This window comes from Deinococcus sp. Leaf326 (assembly GCF_001424185.1).
GTDB lineage: Bacteria > Deinococcota > Deinococci > Deinococcales > Deinococcaceae > Deinococcus.
Genome location: NZ_LMOM01000054.1, coordinates 121283 through 147933 on the forward strand (window position 1 = coordinate 121283; position 26651 = coordinate 147933).

Here is a 26651-nt window from a genome sequence, read left to right on the forward strand (position 1 = left end):
TTCCTCTCCAAACCACGGGCCACAAGCCCCTGTCTACAGCCTCGTCCGCACCGCCCACAACTCGGGGAACAGCACGACTTCCAGTGCCCGGCGCAGGTAGCCCGCGCCGCTCGTGCCGCCCGAGCCGGTCTTGAAGCCGATGGTGCGCTCCACGGTCGTCAGGTGGTTGAAGCGCCAGCGGCGGAAGTTGTCCTCTACGTCCAGCAGCTTTTCGGCGAGTTCGTACAGGTCCCAGTACTGCTCGGGGTCGCGGTACACGGCGAGCCACGCCTCCAGCACCGCCTCGTCGAGTTGTGCGGGCTGGGCGAGGTCGCGCTCCAGCACGGCCTGGGGAATGGGCAGGCCACGGGCGGCGAGCAGCCGCAGCGTCAGGTCGTACACGCTGGGGGCACGCAGGGCGCCTTGCAACGGGTCGTGCAGGTCGGGGCGGTGCTCGTGGGGGCGCAGCAGGGCGGGGTTGCGGTTGCCCAGCAGCACCTCGACCATGCGGTAGCCCGCCGATTGGAAGCCCGACGCCGCCCCGAAGGCGCTGCGAAACTGCAGGTAGTCGGCCGGGGTCATGGTCTTGAGGACCTCCCAGGCGTTCGTCAGCTGTTCCTGGGCGCGTACCACCCGCGACAGCATCTTGAGGGGCGTGTCGGTCACGCCGCCCGCGAGCAGGGTCATGGCCGCCTGCAACTCGCGGATGATGAGCCCCAGCCAGACTTCCGAGACGTGATGCACGGCGATGAACAGGTGCTCGTCGTGCGCGGCCGTCACCGGCTGGTGGGCGGCGCGCAGGGCGTCGAGGTGCAGGTAATCGCCGTAGCTCAGGCGGCGGGTGAAGTCCTGGTAGGCCTGCTCTGGGCTGTCGGCGTGAGTGCCCTCGGAAGAGCCGGGGGCACTCACGCGCGGGCCTCCAGCACGGCTCCGATCCCCTGGACCGCGTGCCAGATGTCGGCGTGCGAGTGATACAGCGGCGTGAGGCCGAAGCGCAGGATGTCCGGCGTGCGGAAGTCCCCGATGATTCCGGCGGCGATCAGGTCGGCCATGACCTCGCGTGCCTGCGGGTGGCGGTAGCTCACCTGCGAGCCGCGTTCAGGCTCGGCCGACGGCGTGACCAGCATCAGGGGAAAGCGGGCCACGAGCGGTTCCATCAGTGCCGTAAAGGTGCGGCCCAGCGACAGCGACTTCTCCCGCACGTCGGCCATGTCCACGTCCGCGAACACGTCCAGGGCGGTGTCCAGCGCACTCAGGCTCAGGACCTGTGGCGTGCCCACCACGAAGCGGCGCGCGCCGGGGGCGGGGGCGTAGTCGCGGGCCATCTCGAAGGGGTCGGCGTGGCCCATCCAGCCGCTCAGCACGACGGGGGCCGCCGCGTGGTGCTGAGCGGCCACGAACAGGAATGCGGGCGCGCCGGGGCCGCCGTTCAGGAACTTGTAGCCGCAGCCCACCGCGAAGTCGGCGCCGCAGCCGTTCAGGTCTACGGCGAAGGCCCCCGCCGAGTGCGCCAGGTCCCACACGGTCAGGATGCCCTGAGCGTGGGCCTGTGCGGTGATGGCCGCCATGTCCAGCCGCCGCCCGGTGCGGTAATCCACTTCCGTCAGGAGGAGCACGCCCACGTCGCTCGTCAGGTTCGCGGTGATGTCGGCGGCGGGCACGCGGCGCAGTTCCAGGGTGCCGGTCAGCGTGCCCAGGCCCTGCGCCATGTAGAGGTCGGTGGGGAAGTTGTCGGCGTCGGTGAGGATCACGCGGCGCTCGCCGGCCAGGGTGAGACCAGCAGCCAGGGCCTTGAAGGTGTTGACGCTCGTGCTGTCGCCCACCGCGACCTCGTGCGGCTGCGCGCCGATGAGGCGGGCAATCTTGGCGGCCACGCGGTCGGGCAGAGCCATCCAGTCCTGGGCGGCCTCCGCATCTGCGGTCCACGAGCGGATGAGCTGCTGGCCCCACTCCTGCGAGGCGACGTGCGAGAGCCGCGCGGGCACATTGCGGGGCATGGCCCCCAGGCTGTTGCCGTCGAGGTAGATCGCGTCCCCCGGCAACGCGAACTGTTCGCGCTTGTGCCGCAGCGGGTCGTGGGCGTCGAGGGTCTGGATGTGGGCGGGCACGGTCTGGGCCTGAAGGGTCGTCACGATGAAATCCTCTCTGATGAACGGGCGGGAGCCGAAAAAAGCGGTTCTCAGCGCCGCGCGTTCAGGGGACGGCCCAGACAGGCGCACCACCAGGGCCGCAGCGCCGGGGCGATCTCGTTCGCCGGACAGCGCCGCTGCACCTGAAGTCGCAGGCAGGTCATGGCGCCCAGTATAGGAGCCGTGGCCGCAGGCCTGTAGACCCGGGATTCAGGCCAGGGTGTGCAGATGCTCCGCGTCTGCCACCCGCACCGCGCGCCAGCCCCCGGCCCCGCCCTCCAATTCCGTGATCGCCGTGTTGGCGTGGGCATATCTCTGGTCGGCCCAGGCGTCGTCGAAGGTCACGCCCAGCAGGTCGCACAGCGCCGCCTGGAGCGCCAGCCCGTGCGACACCACGATGGGTGTGCCGCCCCGCGCCAAGGCCGTCGCCAGTGCTATACGCAGTCGGGCGCGCACCTGGGCCTCGCTCTCGCCGCCCACGAAGCCGAAGGTGCCGTCGCCGTGGCGAATCCCATCGGCGCCCACCTCCAGGGCGCTGTAGGGACGGCCCGCCCAGCTCCCGACGTCCATCTCCTGAAGGCCCTCCAGAACGGTCACGTCCGTGTCCAGAGCGGCGGCGATGGCCTCGGCGGTCTGCTTGGCGCGGCGGTAGGTGCTCGCATACACGCGTGGGTCGGGCAACGCCAGCGCGGCCAGGGCCAGCCCACAGGCCCGCGCCTGGGCCTCGCCGTGCCCGCTGAGGATACTGGGCGCGCTCGCCGCTCCCTGCAGCACCTTGCGCTGGTTATGCCGGGTTTCGGCGTGCCGGACGAGAAACAGGCGGGACATGGCCTCAGGGTAGCAACCGCCGGGCCAGGTGAACTTTTCTTCAAACTTAGACGAGATGTCTACATTTCCCTAACACCCGTTTGGGGTAGGGTTTTACCTTGTGAGCATGACCCTGACCATTCCCGCTTTTCCTCAGCCGGACGGGCGCGGGCGCTACGGCCGCTACGGTGGCCGCTACGTACCCGAAACACTGATTCCGGCGCTCGACGAACTCGAAGCCGCCTACAACGAGGCCAAACAGGACCCCGAGTTCCTCGGTGAACTCGCCGGGCTGTTCCGCGACTATGTCAACCGCCCCAGCACCCTGTACCTCGCGCGCAATCTGACCGCGCACGCGGGCGGCGCCAAGATCTACCTCAAGCGCGAGGACCAGAACTTCACGGGCGCGCACAAGATCAACAACTGCCTGGGGCAGGCGCTGCTCGCCCGGCGCATGGGCAAGACGAAGGTCATCGCCGAGACGGGCGCGGGGCAGCACGGCGTCGCCTCGGCCACGGCGGCGGCCCTGCTGGGCCTCGAGTGCGTGGTCTACATGGGCGAGGAGGACATCCGCCGCCAGTCCCTCAACGTGTTCCGCATGAAGCTGCTCGGCGCCGAGGTCCGGCCCGTGACGAGCGGCACCGGCACCCTCAAGGACGCCACCAACGAGGCCATCCGCGAGTGGGTGACCAACGTGCGCGACACCTTCTACATCCTGGGCAGCGTGGTCGGGCCGCACCCCTACCCGGCGATGGTGCGCGACTTCCAGAGCGTGATCGGCGAGGAAGTGAAGGTGCAGCTTCTCGAACACGAGGGCCGCAGCGTGCCCGACGCCATCGTGGCCTGTGTGGGGGGCGGCAGCAACGCCATCGGCATCTTCGCGCCCTACGCCTACCTGCCGCCGGAACAGCGCCCGCGCCTCATCGGCACCGAGGCTGCCGGCGAGGGCGTCGAGACCGGCAAGCACGCCGCCAGCGTGGCGGGGGGCCGGGTGGGCGTGCTGCACGGCTCGCTCATGTACCTGATGAACGACGACGAGGGCCAGATCATCCCGCCGCACTCGATCAGCGCTGGGCTGGACTACCCCGGCATCGGGCCGGAGCACTGCTTCTATTCCGACACGGGCGTGGCCGAGTACGTGCCCGTGACCGACGCGCAGTCGCTCGAAGCCCTGCAACTCCTGACGCGCCTGGAGGGCATCATTCCCGCCATCGAGAGCGCGCACGCCATCTACCACGCCGTCGAACTGGCGCGCACCATGAAGCCCGAGGAAGTGATCGTGGTGAACCTGTCGGGGCGCGGCGACAAGGACGTGGTCGAGGTGATGCGCCTGCTGGGCAGCGACCTGGCTGGAACCGGGGAGGCGAAAGCATGACGGCGACGGTGACGGCACCGGTGCGCGGCGCGGCCCGTATCCACGCGGCCTTTGAGCGCGCGAAAAGCGAGGGGCGCGCGGCCTTCATTCCCTTCATGACGGCCGGGTATCCCAGCGCCGAGGGGTTCCCGGCCGTGGCCGACGCCCTGCTGGCCCGCGCCGACGTGCTGGAGGTGGGCATTCCGTATTCGGACCCGCTCGGCGACGGCCCCACCATCCAGCGGGCCTCCGAGCAGGCGCTGGCGGGCGGCACGAGCACGCGGCGCACCATCGCCCTGATCGCTGGGCTGCGTGAGCGCCACGACACGCCCATCGTGATCATGACCTACGTCAACCCGATCTATGCGGTCGGCCCGGCCGAGTTCATGCGGCTGGCGGCCGAGGCGGGCGTGGACGGCCTGATCCTGCCCGACCTGCCGCCCGACCAGGACATCGAGATCGCGGACCTCGCCGCGCAGCACGGCCTGGCCGTGACCTTCCTGATCGCCCCGACCTCGACCCCCGCCCGCGTGAAGCTGGTGGCCGAGGCCTGCACCGGCTTCCTGTACGCGGTCAGCGTGACCGGCGTGACCGGCACCCGCGAGGGCGCGGCGCTCAGCGAGGTGCCCCGGATGCTCGAACTCGCCCGCCAGTACGCCCGCGTGCCGGTGGCGGTGGGCTTCGGCGTGAAGGACGCCGCCACCGCCGCCCAGGTGGCGCAGGTGTCCGACGGCGTGGTGGTCGGCAGCGCCTTTATCAACGCAGTCAAGGAAGGGCAGGATGTGGGTGCCCTGGCCGACGGCATCAAGGCGGGCTGCCGGAAGTAGGCTGCGCAACTCTAAAAAGCTCCCCGGACCAGGGCGGTCACGGGGAGCTTTTTTGCGGCGGGATATCAGGCCGCCTGGGCCTCGGCTTCGGCCAGGTGACGTTTCTGCCAGCGCACCGTGAGCTGCATGATGATCCAGCCGGTGAGGGTCAGAGCCGCGCACAGCAGGTACACCGAACGGTAGCCGAAGAGCTGCGCGCAGGCCCCCGACACGACCCCCGAGAGCATGGCCCCGACGTTGTTGGTGTTGGCGAACAGCGTGGTGGCGACGCTGAAGCGCCCCGGCATCAGTTCCTGGAAGTAGGCCATGCCCAGCCCCGCCATGACCGCCAGCACCGCCGCGCGCACGATCTGCGACAGCACGAGCAGCACGGTCCCCGAGGCGAAGTACACGAGCGCGAAATGCACCACGAACAGCAGCAGCGCCGCCCGGATCAAGACGTTCAGGGGGGGCAGGCGGCGCAGCGCGACCAGGGCCAGCATCGCCGGGATTTCCAGCAGGGCGCACAAGCCGACCAAGAAGCCGACGTCGCCCTGGGTGCCGCCCAGGGTCTTGGTGACGAACAGCGGGAACATGGTCAGGCCCATGCTCATGCTCATGCCGTACAGCACGAAGGCGAAGGACGCCTGCACGATGGGCGACGGGCCGGCGGGCGCGCCGGGCCGGACGGCGGGGGGCGCGGTCGGCTGGGGGGGGCGGGGCGCCACGCGCAGCAGCGCCAGCCCCGCGAACACGAAACACGCTGCCGTGACCAGAAAGGTGCCCCGGAAGTCCCAGACGGCCAGCAGCACGGCCCCCAGCCCCGGCCCGACCACCCACGACAGCGAGAACACCGAGCGCAGGGCCGTCAGGGCCCGTTCGGGCAGGTCGCCGGGAGCGTCCGCGAAGCGCGCGCGCGCGAACGAGAAGAGCTGCGGAAAGGCCGCCGCCCCCGTCCCCAGAAAGATCATCCCCGCCAGCAGAATGGCCGGGTACGAGCGCAGAGAACTCAGCAGCACATACGCGGTGGCCCCGGCCCCCAGCGTGAGCAGCACGAGCGGCTTGCGGTTGGGCAGGCGGTCGGAGAAGCGCGCGAGCAGGGTGCTGATGAGCACGCTCGCCACCGCGTTCAGGGTCAGGAACAGGCCCAGTTGCAGCGGCGTCATGTGGACCTCGTTCACGCCGAACAGGGCCATGAACGGGTTGGCCAGCGAGAGGCCGAAGCCCAGCAGGAACACCGATGCCGACAGTTCCAGGGCGTGCGGCAGCCGCGCGAGCGAACGCAGCAGTTCGCCGGCCGAGGGCTGGGCGGCCGTTTCCGGGGCAGAGGGAGGGGGTGAGGCGGTCATCGGGCGGCACCGGACATAGGCGCACTCTAGGCTCTGAAACGGTTCAGTGTCCGTTCTGGCCGAACAGTCCCCCTGGGGCTGGCCGTTACAGTGAACGCCATGCCCTGGCTCAAGCACCGGCGCGTCGGTGAGGCCGACGTGTATTCCCTCACCGACGGACAGTTTCGCCTCGACGGCGGCGCGATGTTCGGCAGCGTTCCCAAAGTGTTGTGGGAGCGCGTGGCCCCCGCCGACCTCGACAACCGCATCCGGCTGCGCATCAACCCCCTGCTCATCCGTCTCGGCGGCCAGAACATCCTCGTCGAGACGGGCATGTGGGACCAGGGCGGCGCCAAGTTCGAGGACATGTACGCCCTGGAACGCGACGAGACGGTCTTCCGCGGGCTGCGTGAGATCGGCCTGGACCCCGAGGACATCCACCTCGTGATCAACACGCACCTGCACTTCGACCACTGCGGGCGCAACACCGGCCTGACTGGCGAGCCGACCTTCCCGAACGCGCGCTACGTGGTCCAGAAACGCGAACTGGAAGACGCCCTGCACACCCACGAGCGCAGCCGCGCGAGCTATATCCCCGAGACCTTCATGCCCATTCTGGACGCCGGGCTGTTCGAGGTCATGGAGGGCGAGACCGAACTGATGAGCGGCCTGAGCGTGCTGCCGCTGCCAGGGCACAACCTGGGGCAGCAGGGCGTGGTGCTGCGTTCGGGCGGGCAGACGCTGGTCTACTGCGCCGACCTGGTGCCCACGCTGGCGCACGCGCCGTACCCGTATGTCATGGGCTATGACTTGTACCCGGTGACGACCCTGGAGACCCGCAAGGCGTACCTGCCCGTCTGGCATGAGGAAGGCGCCATCATCTGCACGCCCCACGACCCGGACGTGGCGTTCGCGCGACTTGTGGAGGCCAAGCGGGGGTACGTGTTGCAGGCGCTGGAGGACGCCGGAGCGCCGTAGCCCGTCTATCCCACCCCCTCTTGTCCCACGCCCCGCGCGCTATCCTGCCCACATGTTCACCGCACCGCCGCAGAACCGGGCCGCCACTGGCCTTCTTCTTCGACTGGGGCGTTGAGCGCGCAGACCCGGCGTTCAACAGTGCCCCCGCAGCGACGACGCGCGGGGGTTTTTGCTTGGGCCGGCGCGAATTGGAGGGATGGGGTATGGGAATGACGATTGCCGAGAAGATTCTGGCGGCCCACAGCGGCCACGACCACGTGGTGCCGGGGCAGCTCATCGAGTGCGCCACCGACTGGGTGCTGTGCCACGAGATCACCACGCCCGCCGCCCTGCGGATGCTCGAAGAGCGCGGCATGGACAAGGTCTTCGACCCCTCGCGCATCGTGGCGGTGCCCGACCACAGTGTGCCGGCCATGAACATCAAGGCCGCCAAGATGTACCAGAAGCTCAAGTCCTGGGTGCAGGAAAAGGGCGTCAAGCACTTTTTCGACGTGGGGCGCGGCGGGATCGCACACGTCGTTCTGGAGAACACCGGCCTGATCAATCCGGGGCAGACCCTGGTGTCGGGCGACTCGCACACCTGTAACGCGGGCGCGCTGGGCATGTTCGCCACGGGCGTGGGCAGCACCGACCTCGCGGGCGCGATCTACGCCGGCAAGGTGTGGTTCAAGATTCCCGAGACGATGCTCATCCGCGTGACCGGCCAGATGCAGCCGGGCGTAACCCCCAAGGACATCGTGCTGGAGGTCATCAAGCGCATCGGGGCCGACGGCGCGAACTACATGGTCATGGAGTGGGTGGGCGACACCATCGAGCAAATGGACATGGAAGGCCGCTTCACCCTGACGAACATGGCCATTGAGGCGGGCGGCAAGACCGGCATTGTGGCCGTGGACGACACCACCCGCCAGTACCTGCGCGACCGCGGTGTCGAGCCTGCCGCCTACACCGAGTACGCCTCCGACCCTGACGCGAAATACAAGGTGGTCGTCGAGATCGACGCGGCCGCCGTCGAGCCGACCGTTGCCTACCCCCACATCCCCAGCAACGGGCGCGTGGCGGGCACGGACCGTATCGCCGTGACGCACGCCTATGTGGGTAGCTGCACCAACGGCCGCATCGGCGACCTGCGCGAGGTGGCCCGTATCCTTAAGGGCCGCAAGGTCGCGGACAACGTGCAGATGATCGTGGTGCCCGCCACCCAGGCCATCTGGAAGCAGGCGGCGCAGGAAGGCCTGATGGAGATCTTCGTGGACGCCGGGGCCAGCGTCAGCTACCCGTCGTGCGGCGCCTGCCTGGGCATGCACTCGGGCGTGCTGGGGCCGGACGACGTGTGCATCAGCAGCAGCAACCGCAACTTCGTGGGCCGCATGGGCGACCCCACCGCGCAGATCTACCTCGCCAGCCCGGCGACGGTGGCGGCGAGCGCCGTGGCGGGCTTCATCAGCGACCCGCGCGAGTACAACGCCCCTGATCCCGCCGGAACCGAGGCGGCTGACTGATGAACGTGCTGCTGGCCGTCGCGGCGCTGCATCTCGTGGTACTGGTGGTGCCGGGTCCCGACGTACTGCTGGTCAGCCGCGCCGCACTCGCCCAGTCACGCCGGGCGGCCCTGCTCGCGGGCCTGGGTGTATGCCTGGGCATCGCCTGCTGGGCGGGGCTGGCGCTGCTGGGCATCAACTTCCTGTTCGCGCAGTTTCCCTGGATTCACGGTGTCATCAAGGTGGCGGGCGGGCTGTACCTGCTGTGGATGGGCCTGAATCTGTGGCGCGGCGCCAGCAGGGGCGGGGCCGCCGAGGGGACCGCCGTGCCCGCGCCCGTGCGCAGCGACTGGGCCAGCCTGCGCGCCGGCTTCCTGACGAACGTTGCCAACCCCAAGGCGGCGGTGTTTTTCGGCAGCGTGTTTTCCAGCGTGCTGGGCGCGCACACCAGCCCCGGCCTCAAGCTGGCGGTGTTCGGCGTGGTCGTGTCGCTCAGTCTCGCGTGGTTCGCGCTGGTGGCCTGTGGCATGTCCACGCGGCCGGTGCAGGCGGCGTACCTGCGGGCCCGTGGGGGCATCGACCGGGTGGCCGGCACGCTGATGCTGGGCTTCGGCGGCCTGCTGCTCGCCTCGCGCGACTGAGGCCGGAATCGGGATAGGGGCCCCGGGCGGCGGAAGGACTGCCTGCCCGGGCGCAGGGATGCAGGCGAGCAGGACAAAAGAAGCCTAGCCGCCGGGCGACAGCGCCCGGACAGCGGGGTTCAGAGAACTGCTCTAAGCTGGGGGTCTCATGGGTGAAGCCAAACGACGCAAACAACTCGGCCTGATGCCGACCGTCCTGCCTTTCGAGGCGCAGCTGCACACGGACGGCGCCGTCTCCTTCGTGCGCGGGCCCGACGATGCCAAGCAGCGCCGGCTGATCGAAGACGCCCTGACGTTGACCCAGGCCTTCGGCGCGGGCTGGGAGGGCGAGTACCGCGGCGTGCAGGTCCTGTCGGGTGGGTACCGGGGCAACCGCCTCGCCACCGCCGAGGACGTGCAGGCCATCAAGGTGCCTGGGCTGCGGCGCGTAACCGGTGAACTCGTGCTGGGCAAGAACGCCGCCGACGTGGACGGCGTGGCCCTGGAGGTCGAGGGCGGCGCGGTGCGTCTGCGGGACCAGCGCCATTCCTTCGACGGCGAGCGCTGGGAGGCCTTCCCGACCCTGCGTGATCCGCAGCGCATCATGGGGCTGCTTGAGGACCACCCGGCCTTCAAGCTGCAGGGCGATCTCATCGGGCAGTTCACAGCCGAACAGTGGGCCCAGGGCCGCATCGACATCACCCCTGACCCGCCTGAGGACCTGCTCGAAGCGCTAGAGGACATCACCCGGCTGTGGCACGGCGCGACGCCCGAGCAGTGGGCCGATATCCATCACGAGACGCTCGACGACCCGCAGGCCGAAGTGCCGCAGGCGCGCCGCACCACCTTCGAACTGCGCCGCGCCGCGCCCCTCCAGTCGCCGCTGAGCGAGGTCTTCGCCATCCGCCGCGACGCCGAGTTCTTTCCGACCGAACACCAGACCTATACCCTCGACGGCGAGGCCTGGCACACCTACGACAACCCCGGCGCGGTGGCCGAGGAGGGCAACCTGATGCCCGAACTGGCCGAGTTCTTCGACATGAACATGGTCCCCGTGACCGTGTATGCCGACGGCCGCGTCGAGTGGCAGGAAGACGACGTGCCCGCCGAGCACGCCGAGCGCATCCGCGAGGACCTGCGCGAGAGCACCGGCGCCGGCAACCCCGAGGCCTGGGCCGAGTGGACGACCCGCATGTTCGCCGAGACCTTCGCCGAAGAACTCGACGTGCCTGAAGGGCAGACGCTGCCCGCCCCCGTCGCCGTGCGTCTCGACCTGCCCGCCGACGTCCTGACCGACGACAGCCCGCTTGCCCAGACCTTCATTGAGTCCGAAGTGACCTTCGACGGCCAGCAGTGGCGCGACCTCTATGACGAGGAAGTGCCCGAGGAACTCGCGGCCTTTGCGGCCGGCCAGCAGGAGAACTGAACGTCCGGTCCCGGCCGGGGCGCGTTCCTGGCCGTGGCTTTTTCAACAAGGAGCAACCATGCCCACTGTCCACGTGTTTGGCCGTGACCACATCAACACCGACGAGATCATTCCCGCGCGGCACCTGACCACCGACGTGGAGGCCGAACTGGCCCCCTACGCGATGGAGGACTACGACAAGACCTTCGTGAAGCGCGTCCAGAAGGGCGACATCATCGTTGCCGGGGCCGACTTTGGCTGTGGCAGCAGCCGCGAGCACGCCGTCTGGGCGCTGCGCGGCGCGGGGGTGGCGGCCGTCATCGCGCCCAATTTCGCGCGCATCTACTACCGCAATTCGATCAACAACGGTTTCCTGGCGTTGGAGTGCGGGGGCATCGTCGAGGCCTTCCGGGACGGCGACGACGCCGACCTGAACCTGGAGGCCGGCACCATCACCAATACGCGCACGGGGCAGACGCTGACCTTCGTGCCGGTGCCGCAGTTCGCGCTGGACGTGCAGAAGGCGGGCGGCTGGTTGGAATACATGAAGGCCAACGACGAGGCGGCGCTGGAGGCCGAGCGGCTGGACAACGCAAGCACCTCGGCTGGCCACGGGCATGCGGGCACGCCGCTGGGCGACGAAGCAGCCCAGGAAAACGGCCCCCAGGAGACGCACCATGCCTAAGATCGTGACCCTGCCGGGCGACGGCATCGGCCCCGAGGTGACAGCGGCGGCGGTGGCCGTGCTGCGCGAGGTGGCCCCCGACGTGACCATCGAGGAACACGCCATCGGCGGCGGCGCCTACGAGGCGCACGGCGAGCCCTTCCCGGCCGTGACCCGTGACGCCCTCAAGGACGCCGACGCCGTGCTGCTGGGTACCGTGGGCGGCGCGCACGACTCGCCCTGGAACAAGCTGCCCCGGCCCCTGCGGCCCGAGTCCGGACTGCTCGCGCTGCGTAAGGCGCTGGGCTGCTACGCCAACCTGCGCCCCGTGCGCGTGCAGCCGGGCCTGGAGCACCTCTCGCCCCTCAAGCCCGAGCTGGCGCGCGGCGTGGACATCCTGATCGTTCGCGAACTGCTGGGCGGCATCTACTTCGACGGCGACCGCAAGATCGAGGGCGACACGGCCTACAACACCATGCGCTACACGACTCCCGAGGTCGAGCGCGTGGCGGACATGGCCTTCTGGGCCGCCGAGCAGCGCCGGGGCCACGTGACCAGCGTGGACAAGGCCAACGTGCTCGAAGTGAGCGAGCTGTGGCGCCGCGACGTGCAGGCCCTGCGCGACCGCAAGTACCGGGGCGTGCACCTGAACCACGAGTACGTAGACAGCGTGGCGATGCTCATCGTGTCGGACCCCGGGCGCTACGACGTGATCGTCACCGAGAACCTGTTCGGGGACATCCTCTCGGACCTCGCCGCCGTGATTCCGGGCAGCCTGGGGCTGATGCCCTCGGCGTCGCTGGGCGACGGCCCCGGCCTGTTCGAGCCGATCCACGGCAGCGCCCCCGACATCGCGGGTAAGGGAATCGCCAACCCGGCCGCCGCCATCATGAGCGTGGGGATGCTGCTGCGCCATGGCCTCTCGCGCAGCGACGCTGCCAACGCGGTGGACCGCGCCGTGGCCCTCGCCCTGCGCGCCCAGCCCACCCGGGACCTGGGCGGCACGGCCGATACCCAGACCTTCACCCGCGCCGTGCTGGACGCGATGGAAACGCCCGCCGTAGGCTGAGCGGGAAGTGGAAGGGCGGGGGCGAGCGACTGAGCTTGCCCCCGCTTTGCCCTGCTGGCAGAACTGATCCCCTCATCATCCAAGTGCTCCCGAAGTTCGTCGTGCGCACAGCGCGCGGGCTATTCCGACTGGTCCGGGATTGGCCACGAACGGAGCCCGGCCGACGAAGGGAATGATTTCTGCCCGGTGCAACGCCAAGCTCTTCTTTCCTCTGGAATGGGGATGGGCGAGGGTCAACGAGACCTGAACGCCTGCCAACCCAGGCCCATTGCCCGCCTGCACCCCTACGCGCCATGCTTGCCTCATGCCTGCCGTCATCTTCCCGGCCCCCCGCCGCATTCCCTACCCCGGCGGCTGCGTGCTCGAGCCCGCTCCCTACGCCCTCGACTATCTCCTGAAGTGGCCTGCCGACGTGACGGTAGCGGGCACGGTCTACCCGGACACGCCCGTCTTCCCCCTGCTGCGCGACCTCCTGGCCGACCCGGCACGGTACGGCGTGAGCGCTGAAGGCGCCGAGGCGGCCAGAACCCTGTTCCTGGAGACGGCCGGGCAGGCGCTAGAGCAGGAAGGCGGTCAGCGGGCGTGGCTCGAACGGGAGTTCGCCCGCTGAACCGCCCGCCACTCCCCCTACCCGAGCTGTCGCCCGCCCTGCCTGCCGAGGCGCTGCACGCCCGCGTGGCCCGCACGCTGCGCGGAGCCGTATCCGGCGGCGCGCTGCCCGACGGGACCCGGCTGCCAGGGCACCGCGCGCTGGCGCTGGCGCTGGGCGTCTCGCGCAATACGTTGGTCGACGCCCTGGCCCAGTTGGAGGCCGAGGGCTACGTCGAGGTGCGGGGCCGGAGCGGCACGCGCGTCACCCTGCCGGCCCCACCATCGCCTGGGCCAGACTCCGCTCCGGCGCCCACCCTTCCCCTGAGTGCCTGGGCCGAGCGCGCCCTGGCCGGCCAACTGGAAGACGCGGGCGGCGACTACGCCACCGATTTCCGGGTGGGGCAGCCGGTGCCCGAGCTGTACCCGGCGCGGGCCTGGGCGCAGGCGCTGGCGCGCCGCGCCGCGCAACCCCTGAACGGCGGCGGAAGGGACGACCCGCTCGGGCCGCTCGATACCCGCCGCGCCCTGGCGGCCCACCTGCGTGCCGAGCGCGGAGCGCAGGTGACGCCCGAGATGCTGATGCTCACGGCGGGCACCCAGCCCGCGCTCGACGCTCTGGCGCGGTTGTTTCTGGAACCGGGCCGCCTCGCCGCCGCCGAGGTCCCCACCTACCCGGCGGCGCTTGCGGCCCTGAGCGCCACCGGAGCCCAGGTGCGCGGCGTGCCTGTGGACGGCGGCGGTCTGCGGCCCGAGTTCCTGCCCGCGCGGGCCTCGCTGCTGTACCTCACGCCGGGGTGCCAGTACCCCACGACGGTCACGCTGGGCGCGGCGCGGCGGCGTGAGGTCCTGGCCTGGGCACGCGGGACCGGGGCCTACCTGCTCGAAGACGACTACGCCGCCGACCTGCACCACACCGGCCGCGCACCGGCTGTGATGCAGGGCCTCGCGCCCGAGCGGGTGATCCTGCTGGGCAGCTTTTCCAAGAGCCTGGCGCCGGTCACGCGCAGCGGGTTTGTGGCCGCGCCGCCCGAAGTGCTGCGGGTACTGGCGGCGACCCGGCCCCTCACCGACCGTTTTCCCGGCACCCTCGACGCACTGGCACTGGCCGACCTGCTCGCCTCGGGCGGCTACGCGCGGCACCTGCGCCGGGCGCGGCAGGCGCTGGCCCACCGCCACGACGTGCTGTTCTCGGCCCTGGTGGCGGCCCTGCCCGGCTGGCAGCCCCGGCCGGCGCGGGCGGGGCTGCACCTGTACGTGACCCTGCCCCCCGGCCTGAGTGCGGGGGCGGCCCAGGCCGGCGCGCGGGCGGTGGGGGTGGCCCTCTCGCCCGTGTCGGCGCCGGGCCAGGACGCGGCGCTGCTCGCCTACGCCCACCTGCCTCCCGAGGCCATCCGGGCGGGCGTGGCGCGGCTGGCCCGGCAGTTCGCCTGAGGCGGCCGGGCTACACTGGGGACCGATGCGGTACATCCTCGCGGTTCTGGTGCTTGCGCTGGCGACCCTCTATTTCACGGTGGGCCTGCGGCTGGGTTCCCCGACCCTGACCGAGACCTACCTGCTCAATGCCACAGGCACCAATACCTACGCCTACGCCACCACCGACAACCGGCAGCGGGTGGGCGTGACGGGGGCCTGCCGGGTGCGCAGCGGCGCGGCCACCGTGCGGCTGCTGGCCCCCGACGGCACCCAGATCGCCGGGCAGACCTGCCGCGAGGGCGAATGGAGTCTGAACGTGCTCGGCGGTGGCCAGCCCGGCACCTACCGCGTGACCGTGGACTTTGAACGGTACACGGGCCGCCTCAACCTGCAGGAGACGCACACAACCGCGCCGTGAGCGGTGACGGGTCAGTGGCGCTTCCTGGCCAGGGCGTGCAGTGACCCCGACCCGCCTCAGTCCTGCGGCGCCTCTTCCAGTGCGGTGGGCAGGACGCCGCCCAGCGCGACCCAGGCGCTCAGCAGGTCGTCGGGCGCGGGCGCGTGCAGGTGCAGTGTCTCTCCGCTGACTGGATGCGGCACGCTCAGAAAGTGGGCGTGCAGGGCCTGCCGGGCGATGACGGTGCTCTCGCGGCCATACACCGTGTCCCCCAGGACCGGGCTGCCCAGGTGGCTCAGGTGCACCCGGAGCTGGTGTGTGCGCCCGGTGCGTGGCTGCGCCCGCACGAGCGTCAGCGTGCGCCCGTGCCCGTCGGGGTGGGTGGCCAGGGGCGTGAACAGGGTCTGGGCCTCGCGGGCCAGCGCGCCGCCCACCGTCATGCGCTGGCGCTGCACCGGGTGGCGGCCGATGGGCACGTCCACCGCCGTGGGGCGCTCGGCCCGCCACAGTCCGGCGACAATCGCCAGATAGGTCTTGCGCGTCTCGCGGTCCTTGAAGGCGGCGGCGAGGCTCGCGTGCGCCGCGACCGTCTTGGCGACGACGATCACGCCGCTCGTGTCCTTGTCCAGCCGGTGGACGATGCCGGGGCGGTAGCCCTCGGGGCCGTCGAAGTCCTGCTGTTCGGGCAGGCTCATGCGGCCTAGCAGCGCGTTGACCAGCGTGCCGCTGCTGACCCCAGGCGCCGGGTGCGTGACCATGCCGGGCGGCTTGTTGATCGCCACGAGATGCTCGTCTTCGTACAGCACGTCCAGCGGCACGTTCTCGGGCAGCACGGCCGCGTCCCGGATCGGCGGGGGCGTCACGAGCAGGGCCTCGCCGCCGCGCAGTTTCTGTCCGGGCTTGAGGGCCACCGCGCCGCCCACCTGCACGTGCCCGCCCGCGATCCAGCCCGCGACCTGCGAGCGGCTCACCCCACTCTGGGCGGCCAGCACGGCGTCCAGGCGTCCGGCGGTGGCGGTCAGGGCAAGGGGGGGGGTAGAGGTGGGATCGGCGTTCACAGCCGAACAGCCTAGCGCACGCCGGACGCCGCCGCGCAGATCGGCGCAACTTTTCCCGGCAATCGGCGTATATCCGGAGCATGAGCAAGACCTTCCGGCTGCCGCTGCTGGCCGCCCTGCCCGCCCTGCTGGCGAGTTGCGGGAGCGACCCCGACCTCGGCCAGTACCGCCGAACGTCCTTCAATTCCTACTCCGACTGCGTGCGTGCCTACCAGACCCAGGTCGACCGGGGCCTGCAAAACCCGTGCCAGAAGACCGTGCGCACGGGCGGTGGGTTCTTCTATTACGGCCCGTATTTCTTTGCCGGTCGGGGCAACACCCGGTACCTGGGCTATGACCGTAGCGGCAGTGGCAGCGTGGCTGGCCAGGGCCTGAGCTTTGACAGCAAGGGCAACGTCCGCACCTTCAGCAAACCCGGCACCAGCCGGGGCGGTTTCACCAGCGGCAGCCGGTCACGCGGCGGCAGTTTCGGGGGCTGATGCGGCGCCTAACCCTGCCCCCCCGCCCCGACTGGCCGCGCCGCCTGGAGGAAGTCGGCATGACGTGGTATGCCCCCACCCCCGAACATCCGGTGCCGTACTGGGGCGAGGAGGGCTACTACGCCCTGACCCGCACGCAGGTGGACGGCCTGCGCCGCGACGCGCAGCTTCTGACCGACCTCGTGCTGGAGGCGACCGGCGCGGCCATCGAGGAGGGGCGCCTGAGCGAACTCGGCATTCCGGCCTTTTTGCACGGGGCCGTCCGCGAGTCCTGGGACCGCGACGACCCCACGCTGTACATGCGCCTGGACCTCGCCTGGGACGGCGTGGGGCCGCCCAAACTGCTGGAGGTCAATGCCCAGACGCCCACCAGTCTCATCGAGGCGAGCGTGTGCCAGTGGCAGTGGCTCGAAGACCGGTTGCGCGCCCGGGAGCTTCCGGCGGGAACGGCGCAGTGGAACACCGTCCATGAGGCGCTGGGCGAGCAGTGGGCACACCTGCGCTCGGTGCGGGGGGTGGAGCAGGCGCATTTCTCGTCGGGGCGCGACACCGAGGACATGGCGACCGTGACCTACCTGCGCGATCTGGCGCAGGAGGCGGGGGTCAGCGGGTCCTTTCTGGCCGCCGACGAGGTAGGCACCCACCCCGCCGAGACGAAGCTGCTCGATACCTGGCATCTGCCCATCCGGCACCTGATGTGGCTGTGGCCGTTCGAGTTCGCCTGGGAGTCGCGTGACGCGGCCTTCCTGGCGAGCACTGAGACGCGCTTCATCGAGCCGCTGTGGAAGGCGGTCACGTCGAGCAAGGGGCTGCTGGCGCTGCTGCATGAGCGCCATCCAGGCCACCGCCTGCTGCTGCCCGCCACCCTGACGCCGGGCGCGCTGGGGCGGCAGGTGGTCCGTAAGCCGCTGTACTCGCGCGAGGGCCAGAACGTCACGCTGCCGGATGAGCCGAGCACGCCGGGGGACTACGGGGACCTGCCCTGGGTCGAGCAGCGCTACACCGAGCTGCCGACCTTCGGGACGGCCGATGGGCCGCGCTATCCGGTGCTGGGCGTATGGGTCGCCGGGGACGAGGTCTGCGGCCTGGGCATCCGCGAGGGCCGGGGCCGCGTGACCGACAACCGCGCGACTTTCGCGCCGCACGTCGTGCTGCCGGACGGCGGCTAGGGGCTGCGGCGGCCCCAGGACGGAACGCTCAGTTCAGGGCCTGGACTGGCAGTTCGCCGCCGTTCTGGCCGGCCAGGGTGTCCAGGCGCGCCGCGAGACCGGTGTCGTAGGCCAGCAGGGTCGCCTGTCCGTTCGTATAGACGCGCACGAACTGCGTGCCGGCCGGGGCCCTGGTCCGAATATCGGCGGCGCGCGCCGCGTTGCTGCGCCAGTTCAGGGTGCCTTCCCCCAGAATCCGGGTGTCCCTGGCGCTGGGGTCGGCGCTGTAGTACGTCACCACGGCGACGGCCGGGGTCTGCGCGAACACCTCGAGCTGCGCGGTGTCGCTTGTCAGCAGGGGAGTGGGCAGCGCGGCCGTCTGGGCCGAGGCGATAGGCGCGAGGCTCAGGGCGGCGGCGGTCAGGGCGACGAACAGGCGGGGCATCTTGGTCATGGGGGTTCTCCTTGGATGGCGGGGAAGTTCGGAACGGGCTGCTCCGGGCCTGAACAGAGAATGCGGCGTCCCCACGCAGAAACCGGTCAGGTTCCGTGCACGCGCGGCGCAGGCCAGATGCAGGAACGGTGCAGACCGGCCTGGTCGACTGAACTTCTTAAAGTTGACAAGTTTTGTCATCTGCTTTAGGGTGGTGTCAACCCTGACCAGGGTCACTATCCAGAGCGGCGCAGTCCAGAGCAGGACCGGGAACAGGCCCGACCACGCCGCAGCAACCAGGAGACGCATGAACCAGTCCAGCCTCAATCCAGCCGACCGCCGCCCCCAGGGCCGCGCGCGCTGTTGTTGACCGACTGACCCCAGCTCTCCCCGGTGCTTCATGCCTGCCCGACTTCGGGACCGATAGCGGCGAGCGCCCACAAGCGGCTCCCCTGAAAGGAAAACCTATGCGTCCACGCGCCGTGCGCCGATGTCGCCCTCCACGCGCCTGACCGGCCTGCCCTATTCCGGGTGCTGGCCCGCGTTCCTGCACTCCCTTTGCCCCTCATCCCACGAGCGAGGTCTGCGATGACGTTTTCCGAATTTTCCCAGACTGAATTTCCGGCCCCCGACCTCTACTGGTTCATTCCCTCGGGCGGTGACGGCCGTCAGCTCGGGCAGCCCAGTCGTCCGGCGCACTTTTCCTACCTCTCGCAGATCGCGCAGGCGGCCGACACGCTGGGCTTCGACGGCGTGCTGCTGCCGACCGGGGGCACCAACGAGGACACGGTCATTCTGGCCAGCGCCCTGAGCAGCCTGACCCGCCAGCTGCGCTTTCTGGTGGCGCTGCGCCCAGGGCTGTTCTCGCCCGTGCTGGCCGCGCGCCTGACCGCCTCGCTCGACCGCGTGACCGGCGGGCGCGTCAACCTGAATATCGTGTCGGGCAGCGGCAACTTCGATTTCGAGGGCCTGAATCTCACGCAATCGGAACGCTACGCCCTGACGAACGAGTGGCTGGGCGTGTTCCGCGACCTGCTGCGCGGCGAGACGGTAGACCACCAGGGCGAGCACCTCCAGATTCATAGTGGCCGCTCGCTGCTCCCCCCGGTGCAGCGCCCCTACCCGCCCATCTACTTCGGCGGGAGCAGCGACCCGGCGCTGGAGATCGCCGGCGAACACGTGGACGTGTACCTGAGCTGGGGCGAGCGCCCCGCCCAGGTCGCCGAGAAGTTCGGCCGGGTGCGGGCCGAAGCGCTGAAGCACGGCCGCACGGTCCGGTTCGGGCTGCGGGCGCATGTCATCGTGCGCCCGACCGAGGAAGAAGCCTGGGCCGCTGCCGACGCCCTCATCGCGGACATCAGCGACGAGGAGATCGCGCAGGCGCACCAGGCGTTCCTGGCGAGCGGTTCCGAGGGCCAGCGCCGCCAGAGTGAGCTGAACGGCGGTACGCGCGCGTCGCTGCGGGTGGGCAAGAACCTGTGGGCGGGCGTGGGCCTGCTGCGCGGCGGGGCGGGCACGGCTTTTGTGGGCAGTCCAGAGAACGTGGCCGCCGCCCTGCGCGAGTACCAGGCGGTGGGGGTCGAGACCTTCATCCTCAGCGGCTACCCGCACCTGGAAGAGGCGTACCGCGTCGCCGAACTGCTGTTTCCGGCCCTGGGCCGCCCCAGCCCCCTGCTGACGCCGCGCGGCCAGCAGCCGCTGACGCACACCTCGGTGCCGTCGCCTCAGGCGGTTCATGCCGAGCCCGTGGGTGCCGAGCCGATAGGTCGCTTCCGCAGCATCTGAACTGATCGCCCGTTCAACTCCAGGCCCTCTCCGTCCATGGGGGGAGGGCCGGCCTGAACCCATTCACCACTCGCCCTGTTCGTGCTGGCCCCGGCCATGCGCGCCGGGCCGCCATTCCCCAGAGCTGCCCCCCTACCCCGGAGACCCCTATGAAGACCCTGAACCGCCGTGACCTGACCCTGTCCGCCCTCGGCCTCGCCGCCCTCTCGCTGGGGCAGGCGCAGGCCGTGACCTTCACCATCGGCTACCAGAAGGGCGGCATCCCCAATGTCCTCAAGGCGCGCGGCACGCTGGAAAAGTACGCCGCGCAGGGCATCGACTTCCGTTGGGTGCTGTTCACTGCCGGGCCGCCGCTGCTGGAGGCCGCCAACGCGGGAGCGATCGATTTCGGTGGCGTGGGCAACGCGCCGGGCGTGTTCGCGCTGGCCGGCGGGGCCGACCTCAAGTACGTGGGCGTATCGGTCAACCACTCGGACAGCACCGAGGCGGTCATCGTGCCGGGAAATTCGGCCATCCGCAGCGTCGCCGACCTGAAGGGCAGGCGCATCGGGGTGGCGCGCGGGTCCAGTGCCCATGCCTTTCTCTCCAACGTCCTCCAGAGCGCCGGCCTGAGTTTCAGGGACGTGACAGTGGTGCCGTTGCTGCCGCCCGACGCCCGCCCCGCCTTCGAGAGCGGCACCATTGACGCCTGGGCCATCTGGGACCCCTTCCTGACCACGGCGCTCCAGGGCACCTCGGGACGTGTGCTGCGCGACCACAAGGGGCTGGGGCGCGGCGACAGCTACTACCTCGCGCCGAGCAGGGTGCTCGGGGACGCCCAGAAGAAACGCGCCCTCCAGATCGTTCTGGCCGAGCTGGACAACACCGCACGGTGGGCCAATGCCAACCAGGCCACCGTGATCGCGCAGTTCAGCGACGAACTGGGCATTCCGAAGAGCGTGCTGGAGGTCACCGTGCCCAAGAGTGAATTCAACATCCGGCCCTTCCGCTCGGCCGACGTGAAGCCCCTTCAGACCCTCGCCACGGCCTTCCGCGAGGCGGGCGTGCTGCCGCGCGACCTCAAGCTGGGCGCGCAGAACTACGCGACGCTGCCCGCGTTCGTGCCGGCGCTCGCGGGCCTGGGGCTGAAATGACGGGGGCCGAAGTCGTGCAGGACCCCGTGACCGGAGCGATCATCCGGCCGACCGGTCAGGACGCTGCGGCGCCGGTCACCCGGTCCCGGCGACCCCGCCGGGCGGCGGGCGGCGAATGGGTGCGCTGGCTGGTGCCGCTGCTGGTCGTGGCCCTGTGGCAGCTCGCCTCGCAGGTGGGCTGGCTCAACCCCCGGGTCCTGCCGGCCCCCTCGGCCGTCCTCGGCGCGGGCTGGGAGCTGGCGCGCAGCGGCGAACTGGGCCACCACTTCCTGATCAGCCTGCAGCGCGCGGGGCTGGGGGTCCTCGTGGGCGGGGGGCTGGGCTTCGCCTTCGGTGTCCTGACCGGCACCTCGCGGGCCGCGAACCTGCTGCTCGACACCACCTTCCAGATGATCCGGACCATTCCGAACCTCGCGCTCATTCCGCTGGTCATCTTGTGGTTCGGTATCGGGGAGAGCGGCAAGGTCTTCCTGATCGCGCTGGCGACCTTTTTCCCGGTGTACCTCAATACCTTGCACGGCGTGACGGGCATAGATGGCCGCCTCAAGGAGATGGCGGGCGTGTACGGCCTCTCGCCGCTGGAGACCTTCCGGCGCGTGACGCTGCCCGGCGCGCTGCCCGGCGTCCTCGTAGGCGTGCGCTACGCCCTGGGCATCTCATGGCTGGCCCTGGTGGTCAGCGAGAGCTTCGGGGCCAGCAGCGGCATCGGCTTTCTGGCGATGGACGCCCGCGAGTTCTTCCGGACCGACGTGATCGTGCTCGCCATTCTCATCTACGCCCTGATTGGCAAGGTCGCCGACGTGCTCGTGCGCGCTCTGGAGCGCCGGCTGCTGCCCTGGCAGGTGCCCGCATGACCGCCGCTCACTCCCACTCTGTTCCCGCTGCGGTGGCCGGCGCGGGCCTGCACACCGGCGGCGCGTCCATCACCCTGCGGCATCTGGGGGTGGAGTACGGCGGCAGGGCGGTCCTGCGCGACCTGACGCTGGATATTGCGCCCGGCGAGCGGGTGGCGCTGGTGGGCGCGAGCGGCGGCGGCAAGACTACCCTGCTGCGCGCCCTGGCAGGCCTGACCCCACACAGCGGCGAGTTGGCGATCCGGGGCGCGGCGGAGGCGGCCGCCCGCCTGCGGGTCATGTTCCAGGAAGACCGGCTGCTGCCCTGGCTGGGCGCGCTGGAGAACGCGGCCCTGGGTCTGGGCCGCACCGAGCGCCGCTTCGCCGCCGAGGCGCTGGCCGGGGTGGGGCTGGGCGGCCGCGAACGCGCCTACCCCCACGAGCTGAGCGGCGGGCAGCGGCAGCGGGTCGCGCTGGCCCGCGCGCTGGCGCACCGCCCGGAGGTCCTGCTGCTCGACGAACCCTTCGGCGCCCTCGACGCCCTGACCCGCGCGGGGATGCACGAACTGCTGGGCGGCCTGCTGGCCGAGACGGGCGCGACCACCCTGCTCGTCACCCACGACCTCGACGAAGCCCTGAAACTCAGCGACCGTGTGCTGCTGCTGGCCGCCGGTGAGCTGCGCGAGGACCTGCGCGTGTCTCCGGCCCGGCCCCGCACCCGCACGGCGGTCGAACCCCTGCGTGAGTACCTGGAGGCGCGGCTGCACTGACGCGGCCGGCAGAGCGGGAGAGGGAGACAGCCGCGTCTCCCTCTCCCGCTCTGCTGCCACTCGGCCTACCGCTGCGGTCTGAGCGCCGGAATTCTCAGCCCACCCCGGCCGTCCCAGCCCTTGAAGGCATAGAACCGTCCCGGCTCACCGGTCTTGAGATAGTCGCTGAGCGGCTCGCGCATCGGCGGGGATTCGAGTTTGTCGAGCGCTTCCTCGGGCGTGCAGAACTTGGCCTCGACGATGAAGCCGTCCGGGTCGGCCGGGTTGAGCAGGCCCTCCCAGGTCGCCTCGAAGGCCACAGCGATGGCCCGCTCGCCGCGGCGCTCGTCCTCGATGTGCACCGTGTAGGCCATGTGCCGGATACCGGTGAGCTTCAGGCCCGTTTCCTCGAAGATCTCGCGGTACAGGGCCTCGGGCAGCGTCTCGCCGTGCTCGACCATGCCGCCGGGCAGGGTATGGCGCACGCGCCCGTGTCCCTGCCAGTCGTTGCCGACGAGCAGCACCCGCCCCGAGCGGTCGCGCAGAATCCCGGCGGCGACGAGCAGGTCACGCCGCCCCATGTCGCTGGCCCTCCTGCGCGGCCAGCTCCAGCAGCTGACGCTCGCGCTCGTCGCGGGCCAGCGCGCCCACGACCGGCCCCAACGCGCCCGCCACCACGCTGTCGAGCGGGTGGTTCTTGTTCTCGCCCTCCAGGCGGTGGTCGGTCACGCGGTTCTGCGGGTAGTTGTAGGTCCGGATCTTCTCGCTGCGGTCGCCGCTGCCCACCTGCGAGGCGCGTTCCTGACGCTCGGTCTCCTGGCGTTCGGCGCGCTCGCGCTCGGCCAGCCGCGAGGCCAGCACCTGCAGGGCCTTCTCGCGGTTCTTGATCTGCGAGCGCCCGTCCTGGCACACCACCATGATCTCATCGGGGGTGCCGGCCCGGTACACCGCGCGCACCGCCGAGTCGGTGGTGTTCACGCCCTGCCCGCCCGCGCCCTGCGAGCGGAACACGTCAATCCGCACCTCGGACAGGTCCAGGCTGACCTCGCCGGGCTCGGCTTCGGGCAGCACGGCGACGGTCGCGGTGCTCGTGTGAATCCGGCCCTGCGACTCGGTGGCGGGGACACGCTGCACCCGGTGCACGCCGCGTTCCCACTTCAGCGCGCGGTAGGCGTTCTCGCCGCTCACCTCGGCCACGACCTTGCTCGCGCCGCCCAGGTCGCTCTCGGCGGCGTCCAGCACGTTCAGCTTGAGGTTCAGGCTCTCGGCGTAGCGGGTGTACATCCGCAGCAGGTCGGTCACGAACAGCCCGGCCTCGGCTCCGCCGGCCCCGGCGCGCAGTTCCAGGATCACGTCCTTGGCGTCGTCGGGGTCGGTGGGCAGCAGCAGCACTTCCAGTTCGGCGGCGAGGTCGGCCAGCCGCGCCTCCAGCGCCCGGACCTCGCCCTGTGCCAGCTCCCGCATATCGGGGTCGGCGAGCAGTTCGCGCGCTCCGGCGAGGTCCGTCTCCACGCTCTCCTGCTCGCGCAGCAGCGTGACAAGGGGCAGCAGCTCGCGGTGACGCCGGGTCAGCCGGGTGTACTCGCGGCCGTCGGCCAGTGCGGCGGGGTCGCCCAGCGCGCGCTCGACGAGCGAGAACTCTGATCTCAGCTCCGAGAGGCGCGCGCTCATGGGCCAGCCCACAGCCGCGCGTGCGGCCACAGCGGACGCCCAACCCTGCGGGCGAAAATGTTCACGGGAAACATGAACGCAGTCTAGCGTCCGGTCCCCGCCGCGCGCCGGGGCGGGACTTACGCTTTCCGGGGTGTGGGCGGCGGGGGAAGGGAGGGCCGGGAACAGCCCGGAGCCCCGTCACCGAGTGTCCCGCAGGAACCCACCTATCCCGCCCCCGGCCCGCCGGGCGCGGCGCTGTTAGATTCGCGCCATGAGAACCGTCACCGTCGGCGTGCTGGGCTGCGGCACCGTGGGCCAGCATGTCCTGAACCTCATCGAGCGCCGCAGGGCCATCTTCCGGGACCTGGGGGTCGAGGTCGAGGTGGCGGGCGTCCTCGTGCGGGACCCGGACAAGGCGCGGGACGTGCCCGCCGGCACCCGCATGACCACCGACCCCGCCTTCTTGCAGGAGTGCGGTGTGGTCATCGAGGCGATGGGCGGCGTCGAGCGACCGCTGGCGCTGCTGCGGCCCTACCTGCGCTCGGGGCGGCCGGTCATCACAGCCAACAAGGCATTGCTGGCCGAGTGCTGGGACGAGCTGCGCGGGCACGCCCTGGCCGGGCGGCTGTACTACGAGGCCTCGGTGATGGCCGGCACGCCCGTGATCGGTCCGGTGAGTACCGTGCTGCGCGCGAGCACCTTCACGCGCCTCCAGGCCGTCCTGAACGGCACCTGCCTCTACATCCTGGGGCAGATGGAGGCGGGCCGGCCCTACGACGAAGCGCTGGCCGGGGCCCAGGCCCTGGGCTACGCCGAGGACCCGCCCACCCTGGACGTGGGGGGCTTCGACACGGCGCACAAGCTCGCGGTACTGGCGCGCTTCTGTGCTGATGGGGACTTTCCGTACAGCGCGGTCGAGGTGCGGGGCATCGAGGAGGTGACGCTGGACGACGTTCAGGCGGCCATGGCGGCGGGCGAGCGCATCCGGCTGGTGGCCGAGCTGACGCGGGACGGTCAGGGCTGGCGCGCCACCGTCGCCCCGCAGCGCCTGCCCTTCGACCACCCGCTGTGCAACGCGGGCGCGGGCCGCAACGCCCTGATGTACGAGGGCGAGGAGTGCGGCACCCTGATCTTCGCCGGGGGCGGCGCGGGCGGGCTGGTCACGGCCTCCGCCGTGGTGGGCGACCTGCTCGACTACCTGCTGGGCTTTCCGGGACACGTTCCGCTGCACTAGCCGGGCCGGACCTCGCTGCGCGGACACCGCCGGAGCGCGGAGCCGCGCCGCTTCTGCCCGGCGTGCCGGCGCACAACCCCCAACCCTGGGTAAAACCTGTCCACACCCAAGCGGCTGGTCCACGCCCCCAGCATGGCCGGTGGAGGCAACACCATGACCCAGAATCCCAACGCCGCGCGCAGCGGCACCTTTCAGATCGGCGGCGACCTCACGGTCAACCGCCTGGGTTTCGGCGCGATGCGCGTCACCGGGGACGGCGTGTGGGGCGACCCGGCCGATCCGGCCGGCGCGCTGGCGACCCTGCGCCGCCTGCCCGAACTCGGCGTGAACTTCATCGACACGGCCGACAGCTACGGCCCGGCGGTCAGCGAGGAGCTCATCCGCGAGGCGCTGCACCCCTATGACGAGGTGGTCGTCGCCACCAAGGGCGGCCTGACCCGGACCGGTCCCAACGTGTGGCCCCCCTGCGGCCGGCCCGAGTACCTCATCCAGCAGGCCTACCTGTCGCGCCGCCGCCTGGGCGTTGAGCGGATCGACCTGTGGCAACTGCACCGCATCGACCCGGCCGTGCCGCGCGACGAGCAGTTCGGGGCCATCCGTGAACTTATCGATCGGGGCGTCATTCGTCACGCCGGGCTCAGCGAGGTCTCGGTGGAGGACATTGAGGCTGCGCGGCAGGTGTTTCCGGTCGCCACCGTCCAGAACCTCTACAACCTCGTGAACCGCAAGTCCGAGGCCGTGCTGGACTACTGCGCCGAGCAGAACATCGGGTTCATCCCCTGGTTCCCGCTCGCGGCCGGGAGTCTGGCGCGCAGCGGCAGCGTGCTCACGGAGGTCGCCTCACGCCTGGGGGCCAGCCCCTCGCAGGTGGCGCTCGCCTGGGTGCTGCGCCGCAGCCCGGTCATGCTGCCCATCCCCGGCACCGGCAAGGTCAGGCACCTCGAAGAGAATGTCGCCGCCGCCAGTCTGATCCTCTCCGACGAGGACTTCGCGGCCCTAGACCGAGTGGGCCAGGCCGAGTGGGCCAAGCAGCAGACGCCGCAGGACTGAGGGCCCCACAGGGCAGGGGGCCGGGGCCGGGTTCGGAACCGGCCCCCACGCCCTTGACCCTGCAATGTGATAGAC

At 70.7% G+C, this 26651-nt stretch carries 27 protein-coding genes; 19 read left to right on the forward strand and 8 right to left on the reverse strand.

Annotation, left to right across the window (positions count from 1 at the left end; translation table 11 throughout):
- Positions 1 to 33 precede the first annotated feature (33 nt).
- From ASF71_RS15980 to ASF71_RS15990, 3 genes are all read right to left on the reverse strand, one after another.
- Positions 34 to 888 carry a tryptophan 2,3-dioxygenase gene (locus ASF71_RS15980; protein ID WP_056302162.1) on the reverse strand — a complete coding sequence of 285 codons (855 nt, stop codon included), beginning with the start codon at positions 886 to 888 and terminating at the stop codon, positions 34 to 36.
- Positions 885 to 2111, reverse strand: a complete 1227-nt coding sequence (gene kynU / locus ASF71_RS15985) for a kynureninase (protein WP_056302289.1) — start codon at positions 2109 to 2111, stop codon at positions 885 to 887. Before kynU ends, ASF71_RS15980 begins: the two co-directional genes overlap by 4 nt.
- 207 nt (positions 2112 to 2318) lie before the next feature.
- Positions 2319 to 2936 (reverse strand): histidine phosphatase family protein, encoded by a 618-nt coding sequence (locus tag ASF71_RS15990; protein ID WP_056302165.1) that lies wholly within the window; start codon positions 2934 to 2936, stop codon positions 2319 to 2321.
- 106 nt (positions 2937 to 3042) lie between these two features.
- Here ASF71_RS15990 and trpB point away from each other — a divergent pair, with 106 nt between their 5' ends.
- Positions 3043 to 4290, forward strand: a complete 1248-nt coding sequence (gene trpB, locus ASF71_RS15995) for a tryptophan synthase subunit beta (protein WP_056302167.1) — start codon at positions 3043 to 3045, stop codon at positions 4288 to 4290.
- Positions 4287 to 5096: a tryptophan synthase subunit alpha gene (gene trpA / locus ASF71_RS16000; RefSeq protein ID WP_056302169.1), complete on the forward strand. Its 810-nt coding sequence runs from the start codon at positions 4287 to 4289 to the stop codon at positions 5094 to 5096. The genes trpB and trpA overlap by 4 nt, the downstream gene beginning before the upstream one ends.
- Positions 5097 to 5161: 65 nt before the next feature.
- Here the strand turns inward: trpA and ASF71_RS16005 are convergent, their stop codons facing one another.
- Positions 5162 to 6424 (reverse strand): sugar efflux transporter, encoded by a 1263-nt coding sequence (locus tag ASF71_RS16005; protein WP_162243127.1) that lies wholly within the window; start codon positions 6422 to 6424, stop codon positions 5162 to 5164.
- Positions 6425 to 6523: 99 nt separating this feature from the next.
- Here ASF71_RS16005 and ASF71_RS16010 point away from each other — a divergent pair, with 99 nt between their 5' ends.
- The 9 genes from ASF71_RS16010 (at position 6524) to ASF71_RS16050 (ending at position 15042) form a co-directional block, all read left to right on the forward strand.
- Positions 6524 to 7381, forward strand: coding sequence for an MBL fold metallo-hydrolase (locus ASF71_RS16010; RefSeq protein WP_056302171.1), 858 nt, complete (start codon positions 6524 to 6526; stop codon positions 7379 to 7381).
- A 203-nt stretch (positions 7382 to 7584) separates the two neighbouring features.
- The gene (locus ASF71_RS16015; protein ID WP_056302172.1) at positions 7585 to 8883 is read left to right on the forward strand and encodes a 3-isopropylmalate dehydratase large subunit; all 1299 of its coding nucleotides are present in this window, start codon (positions 7585 to 7587) and stop codon (positions 8881 to 8883) included.
- Positions 8883 to 9503 (forward strand): LysE family transporter, encoded by a 621-nt coding sequence (locus ASF71_RS16020; RefSeq protein WP_056302174.1) that lies wholly within the window; start codon positions 8883 to 8885, stop codon positions 9501 to 9503. The genes ASF71_RS16015 and ASF71_RS16020 overlap by 1 nt, the downstream gene beginning before the upstream one ends.
- A 148-nt stretch (positions 9504 to 9651) precedes the next feature.
- Positions 9652 to 10908, forward strand: coding sequence for a hypothetical protein (locus ASF71_RS16025; RefSeq protein WP_056302176.1), 1257 nt, complete (start codon positions 9652 to 9654; stop codon positions 10906 to 10908).
- Between the two features lie 58 nt (positions 10909 to 10966).
- Positions 10967 to 11572, forward strand: a complete 606-nt coding sequence (locus ASF71_RS16030; protein ID WP_056302178.1) for a 3-isopropylmalate dehydratase small subunit — start codon at positions 10967 to 10969, stop codon at positions 11570 to 11572.
- Positions 11565 to 12620 (forward strand): 3-isopropylmalate dehydrogenase, encoded by a 1056-nt coding sequence (leuB, locus tag ASF71_RS16035; protein ID WP_056302180.1) that lies wholly within the window; start codon positions 11565 to 11567, stop codon positions 12618 to 12620. Before ASF71_RS16030 ends, leuB begins: the two co-directional genes overlap by 8 nt.
- A 304-nt stretch (positions 12621 to 12924) precedes the next feature.
- Positions 12925 to 13230 (forward strand): hypothetical protein, encoded by a 306-nt coding sequence (locus ASF71_RS16040; protein WP_056302182.1) that lies wholly within the window; start codon positions 12925 to 12927, stop codon positions 13228 to 13230.
- On the forward strand, positions 13203 to 14642 hold the full coding sequence (locus ASF71_RS16045) for a PLP-dependent aminotransferase family protein (protein ID WP_056302185.1): 1440 nt from the start codon (positions 13203 to 13205) through the stop codon (positions 14640 to 14642). Before ASF71_RS16040 ends, ASF71_RS16045 begins: the two co-directional genes overlap by 28 nt.
- 25 nt (positions 14643 to 14667) lie before the next feature.
- Complete coding sequence (locus ASF71_RS16050) at positions 14668 to 15042, forward strand: hypothetical protein (protein ID WP_056302186.1); 375 nt, start codon at positions 14668 to 14670, stop codon at positions 15040 to 15042.
- A gap of 56 nt (positions 15043 to 15098) precedes the next feature.
- Here ASF71_RS16050 and ASF71_RS16055 read toward each other — a convergent pair whose 3' ends face one another.
- On the reverse strand, positions 15099 to 16079 hold the full coding sequence (locus ASF71_RS16055) for an RluA family pseudouridine synthase (protein ID WP_056302187.1): 981 nt from the start codon (positions 16077 to 16079) through the stop codon (positions 15099 to 15101).
- Positions 16080 to 16159: 80 nt separating this feature from the next.
- Between ASF71_RS16055 and ASF71_RS16060 the strand changes: the two genes are divergently transcribed.
- The gene (locus ASF71_RS16060; protein ID WP_056302188.1) at positions 16160 to 16558 is read left to right on the forward strand and encodes a hypothetical protein; all 399 of its coding nucleotides are present in this window, start codon (positions 16160 to 16162) and stop codon (positions 16556 to 16558) included.
- On the forward strand, positions 16558 to 17727 hold the full coding sequence (locus tag ASF71_RS16065; RefSeq protein ID WP_056302189.1) for a glutathionylspermidine synthase family protein: 1170 nt from the start codon (positions 16558 to 16560) through the stop codon (positions 17725 to 17727). Before ASF71_RS16060 ends, ASF71_RS16065 begins: the two co-directional genes overlap by 1 nt.
- Before the next feature lie 28 nt (positions 17728 to 17755).
- Here ASF71_RS16065 and ASF71_RS16070 read toward each other — a convergent pair whose 3' ends face one another.
- Positions 17756 to 18160, reverse strand: coding sequence for a hypothetical protein (locus ASF71_RS16070; RefSeq protein WP_056302190.1), 405 nt, complete (start codon positions 18158 to 18160; stop codon positions 17756 to 17758).
- Positions 18161 to 18727: 567 nt separating this feature from the next.
- Here ASF71_RS16070 and ASF71_RS16075 point away from each other — a divergent pair.
- The 4 genes from ASF71_RS16075 (at position 18728) to ASF71_RS16090 (ending at position 22660) form a co-directional block, all read left to right on the forward strand.
- Positions 18728 to 19924: an LLM class flavin-dependent oxidoreductase gene (locus ASF71_RS16075; protein ID WP_056302191.1), complete on the forward strand. Its 1197-nt coding sequence runs from the start codon at positions 18728 to 18730 to the stop codon at positions 19922 to 19924.
- A 149-nt stretch (positions 19925 to 20073) separates the two neighbouring features.
- Positions 20074 to 21057, forward strand: coding sequence for an aliphatic sulfonate ABC transporter substrate-binding protein (locus ASF71_RS16080; RefSeq protein WP_056302192.1), 984 nt, complete (start codon positions 20074 to 20076; stop codon positions 21055 to 21057).
- Entirely contained in the window at positions 21054 to 21911 is an 858-nt protein-coding gene (locus ASF71_RS16085; protein WP_156372876.1) for an ABC transporter permease subunit, read from the forward strand. The genes ASF71_RS16080 and ASF71_RS16085 overlap by 4 nt, the downstream gene beginning before the upstream one ends.
- On the forward strand, positions 21908 to 22660 hold the full coding sequence (locus tag ASF71_RS16090; protein WP_056302193.1) for an ABC transporter ATP-binding protein: 753 nt from the start codon (positions 21908 to 21910) through the stop codon (positions 22658 to 22660). Before ASF71_RS16085 ends, ASF71_RS16090 begins: the two co-directional genes overlap by 4 nt.
- A gap of 65 nt (positions 22661 to 22725) precedes the next feature.
- Here ASF71_RS16090 and ASF71_RS16095 read toward each other — a convergent pair whose 3' ends face one another.
- Both ASF71_RS16095 and prfA read right to left on the reverse strand, forming a co-directional pair.
- On the reverse strand, positions 22726 to 23220 hold the full coding sequence (locus ASF71_RS16095) for an NUDIX hydrolase (protein ID WP_056302194.1): 495 nt from the start codon (positions 23218 to 23220) through the stop codon (positions 22726 to 22728).
- Positions 23207 to 24310 (reverse strand): peptide chain release factor 1, encoded by a 1104-nt coding sequence (gene prfA, locus ASF71_RS16100; RefSeq protein ID WP_056302195.1) that lies wholly within the window; start codon positions 24308 to 24310, stop codon positions 23207 to 23209. Before prfA ends, ASF71_RS16095 begins: the two co-directional genes overlap by 14 nt.
- Before the next feature lie 253 nt (positions 24311 to 24563).
- Here prfA and ASF71_RS16105 point away from each other — a divergent pair, with 253 nt between their 5' ends.
- Complete coding sequence (locus ASF71_RS16105; RefSeq protein ID WP_056302196.1) at positions 24564 to 25526, forward strand: homoserine dehydrogenase; 963 nt, start codon at positions 24564 to 24566, stop codon at positions 25524 to 25526.
- 153 nt (positions 25527 to 25679) lie between these two features.
- Positions 25680 to 26576: an aldo/keto reductase gene (locus ASF71_RS16110; protein WP_056302292.1), complete on the forward strand. Its 897-nt coding sequence runs from the start codon at positions 25680 to 25682 to the stop codon at positions 26574 to 26576.
- The last annotated feature ends 75 nt before the right edge of the window (positions 26577 to 26651 follow it).

Excerpts from the sequence above, each read along its gene's own strand:
- ASF71_RS16080 (WP_056302192.1), top strand. The coding sequence starts at position 20,074 with ATGAAGACCCTGAACCGCCGTGACCTGACCCTGTCCGCCCTCGGCCTC.
- ASF71_RS16050 (WP_056302186.1), top strand. The coding sequence starts at position 14,668 with ATGCGGTACATCCTCGCGGTTCTGGTGCTTGCGCTGGCGACCCTCTAT.
- ASF71_RS16085 (WP_156372876.1), top strand. The coding sequence starts at position 21,054 with ATGACGGGGGCCGAAGTCGTGCAGGACCCCGTGACCGGAGCGATCATC.
- trpA (WP_056302169.1), top strand. The coding sequence starts at position 4,287 with ATGACGGCGACGGTGACGGCACCGGTGCGCGGCGCGGCCCGTATCCAC.
- ASF71_RS16005 (WP_162243127.1), bottom strand. The coding sequence starts at position 6,424 with ATGACCGCCTCACCCCCTCCCTCTGCCCCGGAAACGGCCGCCCAGCCC.
- ASF71_RS16015 (WP_056302172.1), top strand. The coding sequence starts at position 7,585 with ATGGGAATGACGATTGCCGAGAAGATTCTGGCGGCCCACAGCGGCCAC.
- trpB (WP_056302167.1), top strand. The coding sequence starts at position 3,043 with ATGACCCTGACCATTCCCGCTTTTCCTCAGCCGGACGGGCGCGGGCGC.
- ASF71_RS16070 (WP_056302190.1), bottom strand. The coding sequence starts at position 18,160 with ATGACCAAGATGCCCCGCCTGTTCGTCGCCCTGACCGCCGCCGCCCTG.
- ASF71_RS16110 (WP_056302292.1), top strand. The coding sequence starts at position 25,680 with ATGACCCAGAATCCCAACGCCGCGCGCAGCGGCACCTTTCAGATCGGC.
- leuB (WP_056302180.1), top strand. The coding sequence starts at position 11,565 with ATGCCTAAGATCGTGACCCTGCCGGGCGACGGCATCGGCCCCGAGGTG.
- ASF71_RS16060 (WP_056302188.1), top strand. The coding sequence starts at position 16,160 with ATGAGCAAGACCTTCCGGCTGCCGCTGCTGGCCGCCCTGCCCGCCCTG.
- ASF71_RS16030 (WP_056302178.1), top strand. The coding sequence starts at position 10,967 with ATGCCCACTGTCCACGTGTTTGGCCGTGACCACATCAACACCGACGAG.
- prfA (WP_056302195.1), bottom strand. The coding sequence starts at position 24,310 with ATGAGCGCGCGCCTCTCGGAGCTGAGATCAGAGTTCTCGCTCGTCGAG.
- ASF71_RS16040 (WP_056302182.1), top strand. The coding sequence starts at position 12,925 with ATGCCTGCCGTCATCTTCCCGGCCCCCCGCCGCATTCCCTACCCCGGC.
- ASF71_RS16010 (WP_056302171.1), top strand. The coding sequence starts at position 6,524 with ATGCCCTGGCTCAAGCACCGGCGCGTCGGTGAGGCCGACGTGTATTCC.
- ASF71_RS15990 (WP_056302165.1), bottom strand. The coding sequence starts at position 2,936 with ATGTCCCGCCTGTTTCTCGTCCGGCACGCCGAAACCCGGCATAACCAG.
- ASF71_RS16105 (WP_056302196.1), top strand. The coding sequence starts at position 24,564 with ATGAGAACCGTCACCGTCGGCGTGCTGGGCTGCGGCACCGTGGGCCAG.
- ASF71_RS16090 (WP_056302193.1), top strand. The coding sequence starts at position 21,908 with ATGACCGCCGCTCACTCCCACTCTGTTCCCGCTGCGGTGGCCGGCGCG.
- ASF71_RS16075 (WP_056302191.1), top strand. The coding sequence starts at position 18,728 with ATGACGTTTTCCGAATTTTCCCAGACTGAATTTCCGGCCCCCGACCTC.
- ASF71_RS16020 (WP_056302174.1), top strand. The coding sequence starts at position 8,883 with ATGAACGTGCTGCTGGCCGTCGCGGCGCTGCATCTCGTGGTACTGGTG.
- ASF71_RS16095 (WP_056302194.1), bottom strand. The coding sequence starts at position 23,220 with ATGGGGCGGCGTGACCTGCTCGTCGCCGCCGGGATTCTGCGCGACCGC.
- ASF71_RS16025 (WP_056302176.1), top strand. The coding sequence starts at position 9,652 with ATGGGTGAAGCCAAACGACGCAAACAACTCGGCCTGATGCCGACCGTC.
- ASF71_RS16065 (WP_056302189.1), top strand. The coding sequence starts at position 16,558 with ATGCGGCGCCTAACCCTGCCCCCCCGCCCCGACTGGCCGCGCCGCCTG.